19 protein-coding genes are annotated in these 16,163 nt (G+C 50.9%); 16 read left to right on the top strand and 3 right to left on the bottom strand.

All coding sequences use genetic code 11. The features are described 5' to 3' along the window. Positions 1–249: 249 nt before the first annotated feature. The 6 genes from ACWNRM_RS10125 (at position 250) to ACWNRM_RS10100 (ending at position 3,954) form a co-directional block, all read left to right on the top strand. A complete protein-coding gene (locus ACWNRM_RS10125; RefSeq protein WP_485170654.1) occupies positions 250–1,095 on the top strand; it encodes a nucleotide-binding protein in 846 nt (281 codons plus the stop codon). Position 1,096: 1 nt separating this feature from the next. Next, positions 1,097–1,573: a hypothetical protein gene (locus ACWNRM_RS10120; protein ID WP_485170655.1), complete on the top strand. Its 477-nt coding sequence runs from the start codon at positions 1,097–1,099 to the stop codon at positions 1,571–1,573. Between the two features lie 95 nt (positions 1,574–1,668). Next, on the top strand, positions 1,669–2,247 hold the full coding sequence (locus tag ACWNRM_RS10115) for a hypothetical protein (RefSeq protein WP_485172205.1): 579 nt from the start codon (positions 1,669–1,671) through the stop codon (positions 2,245–2,247). Between the two features lie 266 nt (positions 2,248–2,513). Next, a complete protein-coding gene (locus tag ACWNRM_RS10110) occupies positions 2,514–2,798 on the top strand; it encodes a TrfB-related DNA-binding protein (protein WP_485170657.1) in 285 nt (94 codons plus the stop codon). Between the two features lie 95 nt (positions 2,799–2,893). Beyond that, positions 2,894–3,025: a hypothetical protein gene (locus ACWNRM_RS10105; RefSeq protein ID WP_485170658.1), complete on the top strand. Its 132-nt coding sequence runs from the start codon at positions 2,894–2,896 to the stop codon at positions 3,023–3,025. 506 nt (positions 3,026–3,531) lie between these two features. Continuing rightward, positions 3,532–3,954: an antirestriction protein gene (locus tag ACWNRM_RS10100; RefSeq protein WP_485170659.1), complete on the top strand. Its 423-nt coding sequence runs from the start codon at positions 3,532–3,534 to the stop codon at positions 3,952–3,954. Positions 3,955–4,093: 139 nt separating this feature from the next. On the opposite strand, the gene ACWNRM_RS10095 is transcribed toward ACWNRM_RS10100, so the two are convergent. The 3 genes from ACWNRM_RS10095 to repC form a co-directional block, all read right to left on the bottom strand. Next, the gene (locus ACWNRM_RS10095; RefSeq protein WP_485170660.1) at positions 4,094–4,495 is read right to left on the bottom strand and encodes a hypothetical protein; all 402 of its coding nucleotides are present in this window, start codon (positions 4,493–4,495) and stop codon (positions 4,094–4,096) included. Next, positions 4,488–5,150, bottom strand: coding sequence for an AAA family ATPase (locus tag ACWNRM_RS10090; protein ID WP_485170661.1), 663 nt, complete (start codon positions 5,148–5,150; stop codon positions 4,488–4,490). Before ACWNRM_RS10090 ends, ACWNRM_RS10095 begins: the two co-directional genes overlap by 8 nt. A gap of 479 nt (positions 5,151–5,629) precedes the next feature. Then, positions 5,630–6,832 carry a plasmid replication protein RepC gene (repC, locus tag ACWNRM_RS10085; protein WP_485172204.1) on the bottom strand — a complete coding sequence of 401 codons (1,203 nt, stop codon included), beginning with the start codon at positions 6,830–6,832 and terminating at the stop codon, positions 5,630–5,632. 398 nt (positions 6,833–7,230) lie between these two features. On the opposite strand from repC, the gene ACWNRM_RS10080 reads away from it, so the two are divergent. From ACWNRM_RS10080 to ACWNRM_RS10035, 10 genes are all read left to right on the top strand, one after another. Next, entirely contained in the window at positions 7,231–7,536 is a 306-nt protein-coding gene (locus ACWNRM_RS10080; protein ID WP_485170663.1) for a helix-turn-helix domain-containing protein, read from the top strand. A gap of 88 nt (positions 7,537–7,624) precedes the next feature. Beyond that, the gene (trbB, locus tag ACWNRM_RS10075) at positions 7,625–8,614 is read left to right on the top strand and encodes a P-type conjugative transfer ATPase TrbB (protein ID WP_485170664.1); all 990 of its coding nucleotides are present in this window, start codon (positions 7,625–7,627) and stop codon (positions 8,612–8,614) included. Position 8,615: 1 nt separating this feature from the next. Continuing rightward, positions 8,616–8,969, top strand: a complete 354-nt coding sequence (locus ACWNRM_RS10070) for a TrbC/VirB2 family protein (protein WP_485170665.1) — start codon at positions 8,616–8,618, stop codon at positions 8,967–8,969. Next, positions 8,970–9,251 carry a conjugal transfer protein TrbD gene (trbD, locus tag ACWNRM_RS10065; protein ID WP_485170666.1) on the top strand — a complete coding sequence of 94 codons (282 nt, stop codon included), beginning with the start codon at positions 8,970–8,972 and terminating at the stop codon, positions 9,249–9,251. Between the two features lie 19 nt (positions 9,252–9,270). Further along, on the top strand, positions 9,271–11,757 hold the full coding sequence (locus tag ACWNRM_RS10060; RefSeq protein ID WP_485170667.1) for a VirB4 family type IV secretion/conjugal transfer ATPase: 2,487 nt from the start codon (positions 9,271–9,273) through the stop codon (positions 11,755–11,757). A gap of 149 nt (positions 11,758–11,906) precedes the next feature. Then, positions 11,907–12,428, top strand: a complete 522-nt coding sequence (locus ACWNRM_RS10055) for a hypothetical protein (RefSeq protein ID WP_485170668.1) — start codon at positions 11,907–11,909, stop codon at positions 12,426–12,428. 173 nt (positions 12,429–12,601) lie between these two features. Beyond that, the gene (gene trbL / locus ACWNRM_RS10050) at positions 12,602–13,858 is read left to right on the top strand and encodes a P-type conjugative transfer protein TrbL (protein WP_485170669.1); all 1,257 of its coding nucleotides are present in this window, start codon (positions 12,602–12,604) and stop codon (positions 13,856–13,858) included. Positions 13,859–13,905: 47 nt separating this feature from the next. Next, positions 13,906–14,640 carry a VirB8/TrbF family protein gene (locus tag ACWNRM_RS10045; RefSeq protein WP_485170670.1) on the top strand — a complete coding sequence of 245 codons (735 nt, stop codon included), beginning with the start codon at positions 13,906–13,908 and terminating at the stop codon, positions 14,638–14,640. Between the two features lie 20 nt (positions 14,641–14,660). Further along, positions 14,661–15,713: a P-type conjugative transfer protein TrbG gene (gene trbG, locus ACWNRM_RS10040; RefSeq protein WP_485170671.1), complete on the top strand. Its 1,053-nt coding sequence runs from the start codon at positions 14,661–14,663 to the stop codon at positions 15,711–15,713. A gap of 5 nt (positions 15,714–15,718) precedes the next feature. After that, a complete protein-coding gene (locus tag ACWNRM_RS10035) occupies positions 15,719–16,156 on the top strand; it encodes a hypothetical protein (RefSeq protein WP_485170672.1) in 438 nt (145 codons plus the stop codon). The last annotated feature ends 7 nt before the right edge of the window (positions 16,157–16,163 follow it).

Here is a 16,163-nt window from a genome sequence, read left to right as displayed (position 1 = left end):
CGTATCGAGATATGACCAAAGGCCAATGGGGCGAAACGAGGAAAAGATTCCACGCTTTAAGGGACGAAATAAAAGCGGATTACGATAATCGGCTCACGGGAAAAGAGATTTTCGAGAAATACCACGACAGAATTCCATGTAGCAGGAAGCAGTTCTATCATTGGCTAAAGGTCTATTTCTCGCCCAATCCATCCCCTGAGCTACCATCCTCAAGCCCTCCCTCAGACACCAACATGAAGGCACCCACAAATGACCGACACCCACGAAACAGAGGCCCCCTCGAATTCAGTTCAAAGCCAGACAGCGAAAAAGTCAGCCGCTGGCTCAACAAAGACTGAGAAGCCACGCCCCAGTAACGCGGCTCATTTCGTGCTTCAGGGCAAGGGAGGCGTTGGCAAAACGCTGGTGTCCAGCCTGCTCGCGCAATACCTGAAAACAACCGGCGTAATCGTCCGCTGCTTCGATACCGATCCGGTCAACAGTTCTCTTGAAGCCATTGAAGGTTTGAACGCCGAAATCGTCCCTCTCTACAAAGAGGGCGAAAGCAGCACAGATCATCGGGCCTTGGACAAGATGCTTTCCGACATTGCAGAACAACCCGCAACATACGTCATCGATAATGGCGCAGCGTCGTTCAAGCCAATGGCCCAGCATCTCCTTGGTGACGACAGCCTCACAATGCTTGCTGAAACCGGCTGCACGCCTACGCTGCACCTGGTCATCGCGACCGGCCCCGAACTCGAAATGACACTGAGCGGCTGCGCTACAATCCTTGATGCACTTCCCGGTATCGAGAATGTGACGGCGGTATTGTGGATCAATGAACGTCAAGGCTCGTTCGAAGAAAGTACAGGAACAAGATTCGAGGACTGCGGATTTTATAAGGAATATAAGAGTGTCATTTCTGGTATGATCGAAATATCAGAGCTTAGCCCCGCATCGAGAACAGTATTTTCAACAATGCTTTCCAAGAAACTTACTTTCGAAGAGGCAAATAGCTCTTCCGAATTCTATGCTATGGAACGATCACGTCTCATGAAGATTAAGGAGACGATTTTCAGCGCGATCAGCACTGGAATGGAAGGTATTGGCTGATATGACTGCCTCCCAGAATTCGGCCAGCCTGCCGCCGCTCGATCTGGAAGAGGTAAAGCGAGCGATCCGCGAAAAACACTCTCTGCGTCTGTCCGATAGTGACCCGATATTAGCTGTCGCTACACTCATGGATTTGATGGCAGAGCGTACAGCACAGCGGTATGTGGCGGCGCTCACGCCTCTCTTGGCAAAGCAGATAGATGACTCAAAGCTGATTGCCGAACAGATCATCAATACCGCAGCCACCCATATTGCTGAACATAGCGTCGCGAATTTGAAAGAAGCCGTTGAGCAGAGCGTGACAAAAATTCGGGCAGAGACCACCGCTCAAAATGATTCAGCCAAGCAGCTCGCAACAGCTCAGGAAACGCTTATTCAGCAAGCTGGCAGATCGGCCAAATGGGCTTGGTGGGGTGCCTTTGCATCGCTCCTGACAGGCGGAATTTTCGTAGGTCTGATCATAGGCACACACCTATGAGCAAGACACCTACCAACGTCTTCGCATTACGCGAAGAATGGCTTCAGGCCGCAATCTCTGCATTGCGGCCCCATTTTCAGGCGTGCGGCTTTCCTTTGCCGGTCTCGATCCGAGCAGCCATAGGATTTCCGAGCAAGGGCAGCAAAAGTACCTGTGTGGGTGAGTGCTGGGCCTCCGTCGCGTCTGCTGACCAGCACAATGAAATCTTTATTCGTCCTGATCAGGCCGAACCTCTGACGGTGCTTGGCATATTGGTCCATGAATTGGTTCATGCCTGCATCCCCCTGGGGAGCGGGCACGGTCCAGTTTTTCGAGAAGCCGCAATCAAGATAGGGCTTGTCGGCAAGATGCGTGAGGCCATGCCGGGAACCGCTCTGAATGACAAGCTCAGCCTCTTGATAGAATCTCTGGGTCCGTTGCCTCATGCCACACTCGATATCGGTTTCCGTGAGACGGCTCCCCGCGCAAAAAAGAAAACCCATATGCTCAAAGCATATTGTCCCGGCATTACTGAGGGCGAGGCGAAAGAGAGTTGTGACTATATCGTTCGGCTCACCGCGACCCATGCCCGCAAGGGAGCACCCATTTGCGGCGTTCATAGTGTGCGGATGATTATTGATTGGCCGGAAGATGAGACAGAAGAGGAAAGTTCGTCTGATGCTCCGCAAACATAGCGAACAAGCTCCGACATGAACAAATCCAAGATTTTGATTTCCTACCTGTCTGGCTCGTACTAAAAAGACTCCCGATCTCTTTTTGAGGGATCAACTTCGTTGTGGTTGACGAAACCGACCCCGAGGCTTGCCGGTCTCGGGGTCATTTCATATATTGACGACTATTGACCATAATGACGGGGAATAGGTATCGTCATCGATACTGCGGCTACGCGTCTTGCTCTCTAAATGGCTTTAGGCCCATCAACCCCCACTGGAAGCCCAACATGACCCCTACAGAGTTTGATAGCGCCGTGAGGTTTCTATCCAAGCTAGATCCCACGAGCATCGAAATCGGCCGCCTTGTCCTGGTCCAAGGTCAATCTCAGAAGGAAGTAGCAACCAGCTTCGGCCTTACGAAACAGAGAGTGTCGGCCATCATTCGTCGGCTAGAACAAGCAAGCGTCTCAGTGCCTAACGGCTGGGTCAAAGTGACGGTCTGGCTACCGGCAGAAGCGGCAAGAAGGGTCGAAGCAATAGAAAAAGAAGAAAAAAGTAAAATATCCATATAGACTGCTATTGACTATCGTATGAGTTAAATATACTATCTCCATGTTGTCTAGAGGTGTCGGCAAACACCAGACAATAAACCACAATGGAGATAATAATGTCCTTCAAATCCATCAATCATATTCATGATGAGCATTCTCTTGTAAAGGGAATTGCCAAGTTCCTTGCTGAAGGTGTTGCGTTCGCCTCACTCATGACTTTGGCCACCATCATTATCGATTTGATCTGACGACTAGCGCGAGGCGGGTTACTCCGCCTCGTACCGAAGGAGTAAGCGCCGTTGCGTTTTCTAAGATGGCCACTCGGCATCAAAACCTCCAACCCCGACGATCTGAGATGGCTCACCCCACAACCAGCCAATAAGCCCGCAAAACAGCCCTCAGAGCCCGTACCCCTCTTTTCGGATACGATCCACCGCCCCCAAAAAAGATCAGCCCTGTGGAGCCCTGAGCAGGCTTATAGCAGGGCTCAAAGAGCGAAGGCGTGGCGCAAGATAAGACGCGCTGTGGAGGCTTTGCCACCCGACAGCCGAAGAGACTTTTGGCCTTGTTGGCGAAGTCCTGCCGGAAGACAGCTCTACAAAGGCACACCAGAAGGTGCCCAAGAATTCTACAAAAAAATTATTGAATAAGAGGTATTTACCTCTATTGACTAAACGAATCTCTAATAATAATATGACCTTGTTAGCGGGTATTGTCGGCAAACAACCGCTAACAAGCCACAATGAGAGAAAATATGACTGACAATAACCTAGAACTCCAAAAAGTATCCGACGAGAACCGCTCGCGTTTTACACCTATGCTTTTCGGGCCTCGCCGTTTCCTTGAAGGTGAATCGGCTGTTTTCGGAATGGCCTCCCGTTTTTGCGATGAATATAAAGGAGGCTTCTGGGTATTCATCGAACTCCCCAATGGGGGCGGATTCATGTACCCCGAAATGGACGAAGACGCCGTATCCATTTCTATTCCAAGTAACGGATTCCAATCTTCAGCGGTCTCTCCAGTCGCTGTCGGCATCATTTGCACACTGTTTGCATTGTCGCTTATGAGCATGGCCAATCCATTCTCCGCTGAACTGTTGAGCGACCGCTATCATCAGCTACGCGCCTTCGCGGACACTCACCCCGAATCTGAAACCATCTTCTCAGCTATCGACTGACAAAAGACTGAAGGCTCAGGCATAGCTTGAGCCTTCTCTCTTAGGGGAACACATCGGATAACGAGTTGACAAATAAGATCGTGTCATAAGTCTTGTTTTACTGTCTATGCCCGCAGGACGGGCATAGACTTGCATCAGATCAATCTCTTTTTTTTGCACGTTTCTTATAGGATCGCGCCACCTTTGGCGTCAGATGACTTTCATCTACCTCAACGCCAATAGCCTTTAAGCCGCAAAAAAGCATACTCCTAACTGTATGACCGGGATGCTGGTCAAACCACTTTTCCACCTCTACCCAAATATCTTCAGGAAATACCACATTGATTGCGTGTGATTTCTGAGAAGCCTTACTTACCGTGGGAACAACAAATCCCCCGGTCGGTTGGGTTTTCGCTGATACGCCCTGGACCGTTGGTTCTTTGGCGGGCAGCTCCTGACCGATCTCATCCTTAGGGGCCGGGGCCGGGGCAGCTCTCTCACCTTTCTGCGCAAATCCTGGGATTTTATCGAATGGGTTCTGGGATTTCTTTGAATTAGACAACTGCTTTCCCCTTTTTCTTCGGCGCGATCAGGCCGATAGCTTTACCAATGTGATCCCAGATTCCATTTATTTCTTCGGCTGCGGCCTCGTTTCTTGGCGTCAGCTCGACTACACCTAGCGATTGCCCCCACGCTGTTTTGTAGGCCATTCTGTGCGCTACTGTGCCGATTAATGGCCCGTATTTGCTGAGGAACATCGCTGCTTGGGCAGCCTGCCGAGTGCCGTTTTTCACAAGCGTCAGAGCGAAGCCAAATGGCTTGTCTAACTCTTTGACTATCTCGACAGTTCTTCCGACCGCCTGCACGTCTGCAAGTCCGTCTTGGGTGGGAATAAGCACAAAATCCGCCATTCCGAGAACTTTTGGCAGCCACGCAGGCAGACTTGGCGGGGTATCAATAATGATTAGCTTTATCCCATTCTCCCCCATGACAGCGAGCTTTCCTGCCAGCTCATCCGGCCCACCGATAGCCAATAACGGGGTGGGGGCATCTCGGTCGTGGTATAGGTTCGTGAGGCTTTGTTGAGGATCGGCGTCGTACCAACCGACTGGCCCGCATCCCGCAATCTCTGCCGCGATTGCGAGGTTAACTGCCAGCGTACTTTTCCCAACGCCGCCTTTTTGGGCCGAAACAACTACGATCTTCGGAGTATCCACGTCACACCCACTGGTTGAGTTATGCACCACCGAACGCACCATTAATGATGCTTCGTCGCGTGCGTTTTTATATGCAATCTATCGCATAAAAATTCTCACGATGCAAACTATAGTGCATTAGAAAGCACGGAAAAGCGCATGATAAAACATTCTCACATAAGCATCCCAGAACGCACACACTATGGCACTCACAATCGCAATAACATGAACACCATATTGAGCATTCGAAAAGATGCTTCACTAAGCACCTTCTAACCTGTCAGTTTATGTATTTTAGACGGTGCGACTAAGGGTGCGGCTATGCACATAGAAACGCGCACTCATCAACCCACATGTTAAGGTATATGGGGACGCACCGAACTACGCACCGAACTACGCACCGAACTACGCACCGAACTACGCACCGAACTACGCACCGAACGGGTGCGTTAAGCTCGTCGCCAACACAAGCCTAAGGCAATCGATACATCGTAGTGACTCTACGAGCCACTGCTTTCGTCGTGTTGGAGTAATGCGAAGAAAGTTCTGTCCAAGCGCAGCTTGCCAGCACAATGCAGATCGACAAGCCTGACGAAAAGACCGCCGGGATTCTGAACTGATCCCCGATCAAACCGGCCACAGACCGCAATAAGGACTGCCAAGGCATTCAAGGCCCCTACCTCATTGCATCCCCTTAGCCATGCCCACTTGCCAATTCCTAAGGCTCCTGCGACTGACGGTGCGCTATCGATTAGGGCACGCCAATTTTCTTTGGCGCCAAACAAACCAAATGCTGGTGCTATTCGTGTTGCCATTTTGGGTGTGAGAGGAAAATCCCCAATCACAGAGATCGTTTTTGCGACGTGTGTGCCCTTCTTTTCCTCTGCCGTGGGGGCAACATTACAATCTGATTTTGTAGTCTCGATAGAGACTAAAGTTCTTCTTTCTGTTCTCTGCTGGGCGTCGTCGGTGTCATCCTCGGGCGTCATATCCACAGCTTGAAATGCTGCGGATATGGTGAGTAGGTCAGCCCACTTAGCTTCAAGTTTCTCAACAATGGGTAGGAGTATGGAGCTATCGAGTTCGTGTCTGTTCCTAGCTGAGGCAATAGCCTTGATTTCGGCCTCAAGGCGTTCGCCGGCAGGATGACCTTGCGATATCAAAAGGTCGGTGAGAGCGAGGCATTTACGGCGTGCTGCTGATATCTGGCCTCTGAGCGCCAGTCCCTCGCGATACCTGGCCCTCTCTGCTGCCTTGAGCGCTTCGATTTCGGATATTTTTCGGACGAGTGGCGAAAGGTCAAAACCATAGCCGTCCTTGCGGCCTAACCGCTTACCGTCAGATGCGTCCCATGGGATAATTAGACCATGCTCGATCAGCTCTTTGATGCGACGTTGTATGGATCGGATGTTTCGTTGCGCACATGACGCCAGATGATCGTTTGACGGAGCGATTATAGGACGCTGGCCGGTTGCCCAGATATCCTTGTGTATGAGTCTGACCAGATCAATCAAAGTTTGGGCAGCGGCAAGCGAGATGCCGAGCACCCCAGATATGCCGTCCAAAGCACAAAGGATGCGTGTCTTGCTGATTGACGGCAAAGTTTGTGCCTCGCGCTCTGTGACCATGGCTGTCAGCAAAGCGTGCGGAACATGCCTACGGCCTGTGGGCCGATTCGATTCTGAAACGTGGTTCGTTATCATATTGGGTTCCATTATTGATGCAGGAACCGCCTGTTTTTGTGCCCACTAGGTAAAGCTCTCCCATCCACCAAAAAAGGTGCTTGCAAACCGCCTGTATTTGGGGGAAAAGAGTTCTGCGAGAAACTGTTTTTCCCGCCCTTGTGGCGGATAGTCAGAACTAAACGTTAGGGGTCGCTCGGAAACGGGCGGCCTTTTTCGTTTTGTGGGGTCGGACTTTGGGAACTCCTTTCGTTATTCCGTCAATCCTTAGTTAATTCCGTCACATAATCAAGTTTCCTTACAAGTTTGTTAAACATGCGTCTTGCGCATTTGGCTGAATTTGGTCTGAAATCGCCTGATGATCAATAGGATAACACGACCAATGTGCTTTACCGGACAAACCGAGGCCCCGGCTTGCAATGCCAAGCAGTGAAAAGCCTGTCGGGAAAACGACAACTCAAAGCGTTGATGCCCGGACTTTTGCTAAAAATGTACGCGAAGCGAGGAACAAAGAAGGGATTAGCCTACGGCAGTTAGCCTATATCACGGGTAGCTCAGTTGCATTTTTGTCGCGTGTCGAGAGGGGCATGAACGGTATCACGCTCAATAAGGCATCCCAGATCGCTCAAGCATTACGAATCCCCCTCTATCAAATGCTCAAACCTCGCAAATCCGATGGGGTGGATTCGCGACCTGGACCGGATAACCCAGAATCCGAATCGTAAATCCACCATTAAATTCACCGTTAAAAAAGATTGCTGCGCGCAACGAAAAACGATTTTCTCACGTTATCAAATGCAGTAACATGGAGACATGACCGCTGCATTATCCGAACTGACGACAGCCAACGTAAAAGCTGAACGGCTTTTTGAGATGATGCGTCGTGGCTTTGATGAAACAGTTTGCACGCTGCTCTACCAAAGCGATGTAACAGAAATCATGCTCAATGATGACGGCGAGCTATGGGTTGAACGGCTTGGACAACCCATGGAGCGCGTAGGCAAGCTCCCAGCCAGTAAGGCGGTAACTGCCATGTCGGCAGTGGCGTCATTCTGGGGATTATGCATCGATGAGAAGACACCAATCCTCGAAACTATAATGCCCCTCGACGGGACAAGCCGATTTGAGGGCTTAGTGCCGCCAATTGTAAAGGCTCCGGTCTTCAGCATCAGACGACATTGCTCTAAAATAGTGACGTTCGATGAATACGTTACCAGCGGCGTTATGTCAGAGTGGGACCGTGATACCATCTGTGAGCACATATTAAAGTCAGATAACATTTTGGTTTCGGGTGGTACTGGAAGCGGTAAGACTACCCTCCTGAACACACTCCTTGCTCACGCAGCAACCGTTTTTCCAAATCGGCGGCGTGTGGTTATGGAAGATACCCCCGAACTGAAACGTCCGGCTGAGAACTGTGTCATGCTGCGTACCAGCACACTCGTTGATATGCTGGGTTTGCTGCGGGCGACGATGCGGCTTCGCCCAGACGCAATCGATGCCGGTGAGGTTAGGGACGCGGCTGCGCACTCTCTCCTGAAAGCATGGACTACAGGCCATCCGGGAGGATTTGCGACCATACACGCAAAAGAGGGGCGGCTGAGCGGCCTCTTGCGCCTGGAACAACTTGTTTTGGAGTCTGTTACCGCTCCAATGCAACCGTTGATTGCGGATGCTGTCGGGTTGCTGGTTAACATTCAAAGAACCCAAAGAGGTCGGGCAATAACCGGGATAATCTCGGTTGATGGCTTCGTAAATGGGCAATACCAGATCCGTTCTCTCCACAAAAAAGAAAGCAACTGAAATGAAATTCGCAAACAAAACCATTGACGCAGGCAAAATCGCGCCAGTCGGCAAGAAGGCGCTCATGTTGTTCGCTATGCCTGCGCTTCTCTGCGGGCAGGCATATGCGGCATCGAGCGGCGGCGGTAGCCTTCCATGGGAGACGCCATTGCAGACTGTGACGAATTCGATGAGCGGCCCTGTCGCCTATTGCATTTCCATCATTGCTATTGGCGCTGCCGGTGCAACATTGGTCTGGGGCGGTGAGATTAGCGAAGTAACGAGGCGTCTTGTTTTCCTTGTTCTCGTTATCTCATTGATCGCTCTCGCTACGTCCGTTTACAGCACGATATTCTCTGCTGGTGCGGTATTTTGAATGTTGCGTTTTACGCCAATGTATCGGGCGCTTCATCGCCCGAACTTGCTTATGGGTGGAGAAAGAAAGCCGGTTCTCCTGCTTATAATTGTTACAGTAGGGCTTTCCGTTTCTTCTCTTAATGTCGTCGCTTTTCTCGTTTCGGCGCTGCTCTGGGTCGCCGGAATATTCTATCTGAGAATGATGGCAAAAAACGATCCATTTCTTATCGGGGTCTATATCCGGTCCCTGAAATACAAGGGCTATTATAGCCCGAGATCAAAATTTAGCTGCAAACTATAAAAGTATTAGGGTGTCCAACATGCTAAAACTACAGGAATTTCGCAGCAAAGCGAAAGGTCTTGCTGACCTGCTTGCTTGGGCAGCCCTTGTGGACGATGGGATAGTGCAATGCGAGGATGGGTCATTGCTGGCGGGATGGTCCTACAAAGGTGAGGATATGGGGGCCGCCAGTCCGGCAGAGCGAAATTACCAAACCAGTATCGTCAATGCGGCGCTTGCTCGCTTGGGAAGCGGGTGGGCTTCATGGGTTGATTCCGCTCGTGTGCCTGCCCCGCACTATCCTGCGCAGGAAGACTCATTCTTCAATGATCCCGTATCCTACGCTATAGATGAAGAAAGAAGACGACAATTTGAGGAAAACGGAACTCTATATATATCTGAGCAGGTAATTATAGTTCAATACAAGCCGCCTCTAAGAAGAAACCTAAAGGTGGTGGATTATATTTATAGCGACGACTCCAAGGAAGATAACCCCGGAAAGAAGCTGATCGAACGTTTCAAGCAAAGCCTTCAGGAAATAGAGGGCTCTTTATCTGTTCTGAGAATGAACAGATTGAGGAGCTATGAGACAAGCATTTATGGAGGCCGTACCGTATTCAGAGACGAACTCGTAAATTACCTATCGTTCTGTCTTACCGGCGATACGTCTCCGGTTAATGTACCGCCTTTTGGCGCGTATATGGACACGTATATTTGCAGCGAAGAGCTTTGGCCGGGCATAACTCCCAGAATTGGACAGAATTATATCTATTCTGTCGCCTTAGAAGGTTTTCCAGCCGAAAGTTATCCTGGGCTTTTGAACAGTTTGGAAGGTATGGCGATCTCGTTTCGCTGGTCTAGCAGGTTCATCTACCTCGATACGCATCAATCGGTGGCCGAGCTGAACACATTTCGAAAATCGTGGAAGATGAAAGAACGGGGCTTCTTCTCGCAAGTCTTCAAGACCCGCACAGGCCCGGTGAACGAGGACGCATTGTTAATGGCGTCAGAGGCACAACAGGCTTTGGCTCAGGCTGAAGGCGGTCTTGTGACTTATGGGTACTATACGCCGGTCATCATTCTCATGGGCAAGGACCGCGAAGAGGTCGAGAATTCGGCCACGAGTATCGTCAACATTCTCAAACGCAGCGGAGTGCGAAGCCGAATTGAGACGGTGAATTCTGTCGAGGCTTTCCTTGGGTCTTTGCCTGGACACACCGACAAAAACGTTCGCCGTCCCGTGGTACACACGCTGAACCTAGCAGATATGTTGCCGCTCGCATCGATCTGGCCCGGTCGCGAGTTTAATCCGTGCGATTTCTATCCTCCGGCATCCCCACCGCTATTTTTGGCGGCTACAACCGGCTCAACCCCGTTCCGGTTCAATTTTCACGTCGGTCAGCTCGGACATTCGCTTGTCTTGGGGCCAACACGATCCGGTAAATCAACGTTCCTTGCACTCTGCTTGGCGCAATTCCTACGGTATCAGGGCGCGCGCGTCACGGCCTTCGACAAAGGAAACTCCCTCTATGCGTTAACGCACGCGATAGGTCCGAAATACAACGCCCGTCATTACGAGCTGGGGTCGGACGAGGAACGTCTTGCATTCGCGCCACTTTCTCATCTTGACACGGTTGCGGACCGGCTTTGGGCAATCGAGTGGGTGAGCCAATGCGTCATGTTAAGACGGGGCTCGGGGCCAACGCCAGATGAGGCTTTAGCGATTGAGCGTGCAGTCAATCAGCTTAGCGAGGCACCTCAGGATGCTCGGTCTATCACTGAATTCTGCGGGGCCGTCCAAGACCGCGGCATCCGCGAAATCATGAATTACTACACGCTTTCGGGTCCTGGGGGGCACATCCTTGATGCTCAGATGGATGGCCTTGATGATGCTCAGCTCCGCGTGTTCGAGATACAGCATTTGATGAGCATGGAAAACGCAATATTCCTGCCCGTGATGACCTATATCATCCAGAGGTTCATTTGCTCGCTCAATGGGCAGCCCGCAATGCTCATCATTGATGAAGGGTGGGTATTCTTAAAAGACGCTACCATGCGTGCTAAAGTAGAGGAATGGCTCCGGGTTCTCGCAAAAGCGAATTGCATTGTCGTCTTTGCTACGCAAAGTCTTTCAGATGCGATTAATTCAGGTCTTATGTCGGTTCTCGTTGAGTCATGCCCTACAAAGGTATTCCTTCCAAATCCTGAAGCAAAAAACCCAGCAATAGCAGATATTTATAGAAGTTTTGGTTTCACGGATACCGAACTTGATATTGTCAGTACGGCGGAGCGCCAGAGGCAATACTACGTTAGTTCTCCTGACGGTAAGAGACTCATTGACTTGGGGCTTGGTGAACTGACACTTTCCTTCGTCGGAGCTGGATCGCTCGAAAACATATCAGAGATCAAAAAATTGCGCGTCGAGCATGGTGATAAATGGCCCCTCGCCTGGACGAGGCGGCGGAAATGCTCAGGGATACTAGAGGAAGTATATTCGGTGCTCGATAGGGAGGACGAATCTCGATGAGGTATGGCTTACTCATTGCCCTAACGGCATCCACGTCGATTTTGTGTCTCGGCATGTCCTCGTCCGCCCAAGCGCAGATTATGACTGTCTGCCCCACCTGTACTCAAGAAGTCAGCGAAGCTACGCGCTGGATCACGCAGCTCCGCAGCATGGCCGCTGAGATTGAGACGGTAAAAAGCGTTGTCATGTCGGATATTCAAGGCGTCAAGCAGATCACCAACCTAAGTAGCCTCCAAGGGCTCACCAGCGGCAATCTGGACGGCGTGCTGAACCGGCTTCAATCAGGTCTTGGGAAGGCGCAACAGCTCAACAGCCTGCCACAGACACTATCGAATGATGCCCAGACAATGAGTAGTCAGTTATCAACACTCAAGAGCCTGCTTTCGAGCATCCAATCTCAAAACCAATCAGATGCACAAAGCGTCCAGTCGATTCAAGGGCAGATCGCCACGACTGTAGGAACACATGGTGCGGTGCAGATTTCGAACCAGCTCCAAGCACAGATCGCTCAAGCTCTGATTAAGGTGAACCAGATTGAGGGCGCGATAGCACAGCAGTTGGCCACACAGGCGGCAATAGAAAATGATCGTGAGAACGCTGCCGACCAAGCCCATAATGCGATGCTGGTTGACCAATCATCTATTAATGTTGACGCGGGGGATCAGTATTAGGCCATGATCAAGGCACGAATCATATTGGCAATTATAGTCGTGATTGCCGGTGTAGGTGTATTCTTGATTTCAAAGGATTTGGACGGAAACAAACACGTCGCACGTTCGGAGAAAGCCGAAGAAATACATACGGTCGATCCTAAGAGCATAAATACCGACGCGGGAGGACGGTATTGATACCTCATCTAAGAAAGACGATTATTCTGACCGTAATCGCGATAGCAGTAACGGAAATCCCAAATGCTTACGCGGACGGACTGATAGATAGTATCGTCCAGCCATATAAGTCAGCCAGCGCCAGCACTGCCGCCAGCCTGCTTCAGTATGCAAGAACCTTATTCTGGTCTCTCGCTGCATTGCAGTTTGTTGGCGGAAGTATCAAGCTCGCTTTGCAGGGTGGCGAGATGATGGAATGGTCTGCACATATTGTTAGGCAGACAATATTCATTGGGATATACGCATGGTTCATGGAGAACAGCTATAAGTTCTCTCTGGATATAGTGGATAGTTTCAGGCAAGCCGGGTCAAACGCCAAGATAAACCCTACAGGTGTATTTGCTGCGGGTGAGTCTATTGCCAACGCAATATCGCAACACTCATCTGCCTTTCATCCATTCGATGCCACGCTTTATTCGATTGCCTGCATTGTTATCATCGTAGCGTTTGCATGGATTTCCGCGCTCTTAATCTTGGCGCTTTGTGAAATGTATGTGCTGATCTCGGCGGGCGTAATCCTCATGGGATTTGGTGGGTCCGAATGGACGAGAGACTTTGCAAACAAAAACCTCATCCTTGCCATGAGCGTAGGAACAAAGATTTTTATCATAGAAATAATAATATCTATTGGATGGCAAATAATAAGATCGTGGTCAACGAAAGCGTATGATAACAATCTTGCTGTATTTGAGGCTCTTGCAGGGTCAATCATATTTGTATTGCTTACATACCACCTACCTAACATGGCGTCCCAATTCATAGCGGGTGCAGCCACGGGCTCGACGGCAGCAGATGGGATCAAAGCGGTAACGCAGGCAGGAGCTGGTGCAGCATTGGCAGCCACAGGTATCGGCGCAGCAGTTGGCGCAGCGGCTTCCGTTGGAGCTGGTGCTAGTGCTGGCGGCGAAGCAGCCTTGGGAGCCTCAGGACAGGCAGCATCTGGCGCCGGTGCCGGAGGGGCTGCTCGGTTGGGAGGGACGCCACAGCCGCAACCTTCATCCGCAAATCAGGCTGGCCAAGCCTTGGGTCGTATCGGACATGCTTTGGCTCAAGGTGTACGGGATGAGGCATGGGGCAGGCTGACAGGGACTGGTATCAAGGGCGGGACAATGGGTGGCCGTATGGCGGCGTATATAAAGCAGAATGCACCGCCTCCACCCCCGCCACCGCAAGAACAGACAGAAAATAGCAGCCGGTCGGGAAGCATAAGCTAAATTTGGGGCAAAGCAGGTCGTCAAGGCTTGTTTTGCTCTTTTTTTTCGTGTCATTCATTATCGAATACGATAACGGTGCATTTATGAAAAACAGTGACGCTTCGAAACGTCCGCCTTCAAAAGCGGACAATCCGTATCTCCATGCGCGAGAAGAATATGCTTCGCGTTACGGTGGCTATGTCGCTGCGGCACGGAATTGGCGATTTGTGGCTGTGGGCTCTCTATTCGTCTCTGTTCTGCTCATTGCGGAAAACTGGCACTTGGCAAATAAGGCGGAAACGACGCCTTATATCGTTTCAGTTGACCGCCTGGGGCAGACCAAATTTGAAGGGGTGCCGTCTCCGGCGAGCGCCGACAATCCTTTGATCATCAAGGGAGCGCTTGAGACATGGGTGCGCAATGCGCGATCGATCATAGCTGATCCCCATGCTGAGCGGCATAATATCGATAGCGTCTATTGCTTTATCAGTAGGGGGTCGCCTGCATACCGCACCCTGACAGATTGGTATTCCACGCGCCAGCCGTTCGAGTTCGCTACCCGCGCAACGGTTGATATCACCAATCTCAACGCCCTGCCGGTCGGAAATGTGACTCAATCACATACCTGGACGGTCACATGGGATGAAACTCAAACTAACGCCGATGGTACGGTCATACCGCCAGCCCATTGGACGGCAAATATCACTTATAGCCGTTCCGCCGTGCATCTGGACGATCCCAGAAGCGCCGTTAATCCCATTGGATTACTCATTACAAACTACTCGTGGGCGAAGCAGTCCTAACATGGCAATTGGAGCCAATCATGCGAGATAAACTCGCCCTTTCGGGTCTCATTCCTGTGCTTGCGCTGCCGGGATTTGCTATGGCGCAGGTAACAGTACCGCCAATCGGGGGTGGGGCAACGCCGCCATATGCTCTCGTCAATCCGCCAACGAGTCAGTCGGTACCGGGTCTTACGCCAACTCAAGCGCCGCAACCGCTCTCAACTGGCGGGCCGTCTATAAATCCTGCGTCGGGCGCTGCGTTCTCCATTACGCCCCCTCCGGTTATAAATCCGATCAATCAGAACCCGGTGCCCTTGACCGATAAGGAGACCGCAGGAAGCAATATCACGACGCATTGGCGCAATGCGCGGTCTATGCCTTCGACTGGCTCAGACGGTGCCGTGGTTTTCTCTTATGGCGCGACACAGCCATCAATCGTCTGCGCACCACTTACGATTTGCCTGCTAAGACTTCAGGTGGGTGAAAGCGTCTTGCAGCATGGCTTGCAGATTGGTGATGGCGCTCGATGGAGAATCACGCCAACCATTGCGGGAAGTAACCAAACCGTCTTGGTAATTAAGCCAACAGATGCGGGACTCAGAACTACGCTTGCAATCATGACTAACAAGAGAGTCTATTCCATAAGGCTCGTGTCCGTTCAGTCTGAGTCTAGGTCAATGGCTATTTCTGAATTCTCGTACCCAGACGAGGAAAAGGCAGCTTGGGCGGAGTATTACGACCAGCAAAACAAGATAAAGGAAAACAACACGCTTCCTACGGGCAAAAATATAGCAAATCTGGACTTCGGATATGTTATTTCGGGTGATAGTCCCTCATGGAGACCAATGCGTGTCTATAATGACGGGGTACATACATACATTCAATTTCCGAATGCTATGCGTTCATCAGATGCACCTAGTCTCTTGACACTGGCGCATGACGGAACTTGGTTCAGCAGCCCCACAAAACAGTTGGTGAACTATAGAAAAGAAGGAGACGCTTATGTTGTTGATAAGGTATTTGATAGGGCTGAGCTAATAACGGGAGTCGGAGGAAGTCAGGAACGTGTTGTTATTGTTCACAAAGGATAATAACAGTGAATAAGAAAACCTGCTCAGCCTTAGTCTCCATATTCTTGCTATGCTCATGCTCCGGGATAGACCCTTCAGCTTCCTATGTGAGCTATAATATCGATCCTCATGTGGTCAATGTCGCCTCGGCAGATATAACGGCGTTCGCTGCGTCCATTCTGCCTCCTGGGAAGGCTACCATTTGGGTCCGGCCAGCGCAGAATGGTAGCAGATGGTTTGCAGAAGCGATTGAAGCTGACTTGCGCAGACGAGGCTTTGCCATAGCGCCATCTTCTAGCGTTCGGCCCTACGGGGCGCACGAGCTGCGCTACCTTATCGACCAAGGAGATATCGGTACAACTGTCAGGGTTTCGATTGATGAAATCAGGGCCGGACGCTTCTATGGCCCTGCACAATCAGGCGTCATTGCGCCCATCGGTCCGCTGACCGCGCTTAATCTGTGAGGGGTAA

The organism is Asaia sp. A2, from assembly GCF_057319415.1.
This window is presented reverse-complemented; position numbering and strand designations above follow the sequence as displayed.

Coding starts and splice junctions, on each gene's coding strand:
- trbG (WP_485170671.1), top strand. CDS start 14,661: ATGCGAGATAAACTCGCCCTTTCGGGTCTCATTCCTGTGCTTGCGCTG.
- trbD (WP_485170666.1), top strand. CDS start 8,970: ATGTTGCGTTTTACGCCAATGTATCGGGCGCTTCATCGCCCGAACTTG.
- ACWNRM_RS10105 (WP_485170658.1), top strand. CDS start 2,894: ATGTCCTTCAAATCCATCAATCATATTCATGATGAGCATTCTCTTGTA.
- repC (WP_485172204.1), bottom strand. CDS start 6,832: ATGATAACGAACCACGTTTCAGAATCGAATCGGCCCACAGGCCGTAGG.
- ACWNRM_RS10070 (WP_485170665.1), top strand. CDS start 8,616: ATGAAATTCGCAAACAAAACCATTGACGCAGGCAAAATCGCGCCAGTC.
- ACWNRM_RS10055 (WP_485170668.1), top strand. CDS start 11,907: ATGGCCGCTGAGATTGAGACGGTAAAAAGCGTTGTCATGTCGGATATT.
- ACWNRM_RS10080 (WP_485170663.1), top strand. CDS start 7,231: ATGCCAAGCAGTGAAAAGCCTGTCGGGAAAACGACAACTCAAAGCGTT.
- ACWNRM_RS10100 (WP_485170659.1), top strand. CDS start 3,532: ATGACTGACAATAACCTAGAACTCCAAAAAGTATCCGACGAGAACCGC.
- ACWNRM_RS10120 (WP_485170655.1), top strand. CDS start 1,097: ATGACTGCCTCCCAGAATTCGGCCAGCCTGCCGCCGCTCGATCTGGAA.
- ACWNRM_RS10125 (WP_485170654.1), top strand. CDS start 250: ATGACCGACACCCACGAAACAGAGGCCCCCTCGAATTCAGTTCAAAGC.
- ACWNRM_RS10060 (WP_485170667.1), top strand. CDS start 9,271: ATGCTAAAACTACAGGAATTTCGCAGCAAAGCGAAAGGTCTTGCTGAC.
- trbB (WP_485170664.1), top strand. CDS start 7,625: ATGACCGCTGCATTATCCGAACTGACGACAGCCAACGTAAAAGCTGAA.
- ACWNRM_RS10110 (WP_485170657.1), top strand. CDS start 2,514: ATGACCCCTACAGAGTTTGATAGCGCCGTGAGGTTTCTATCCAAGCTA.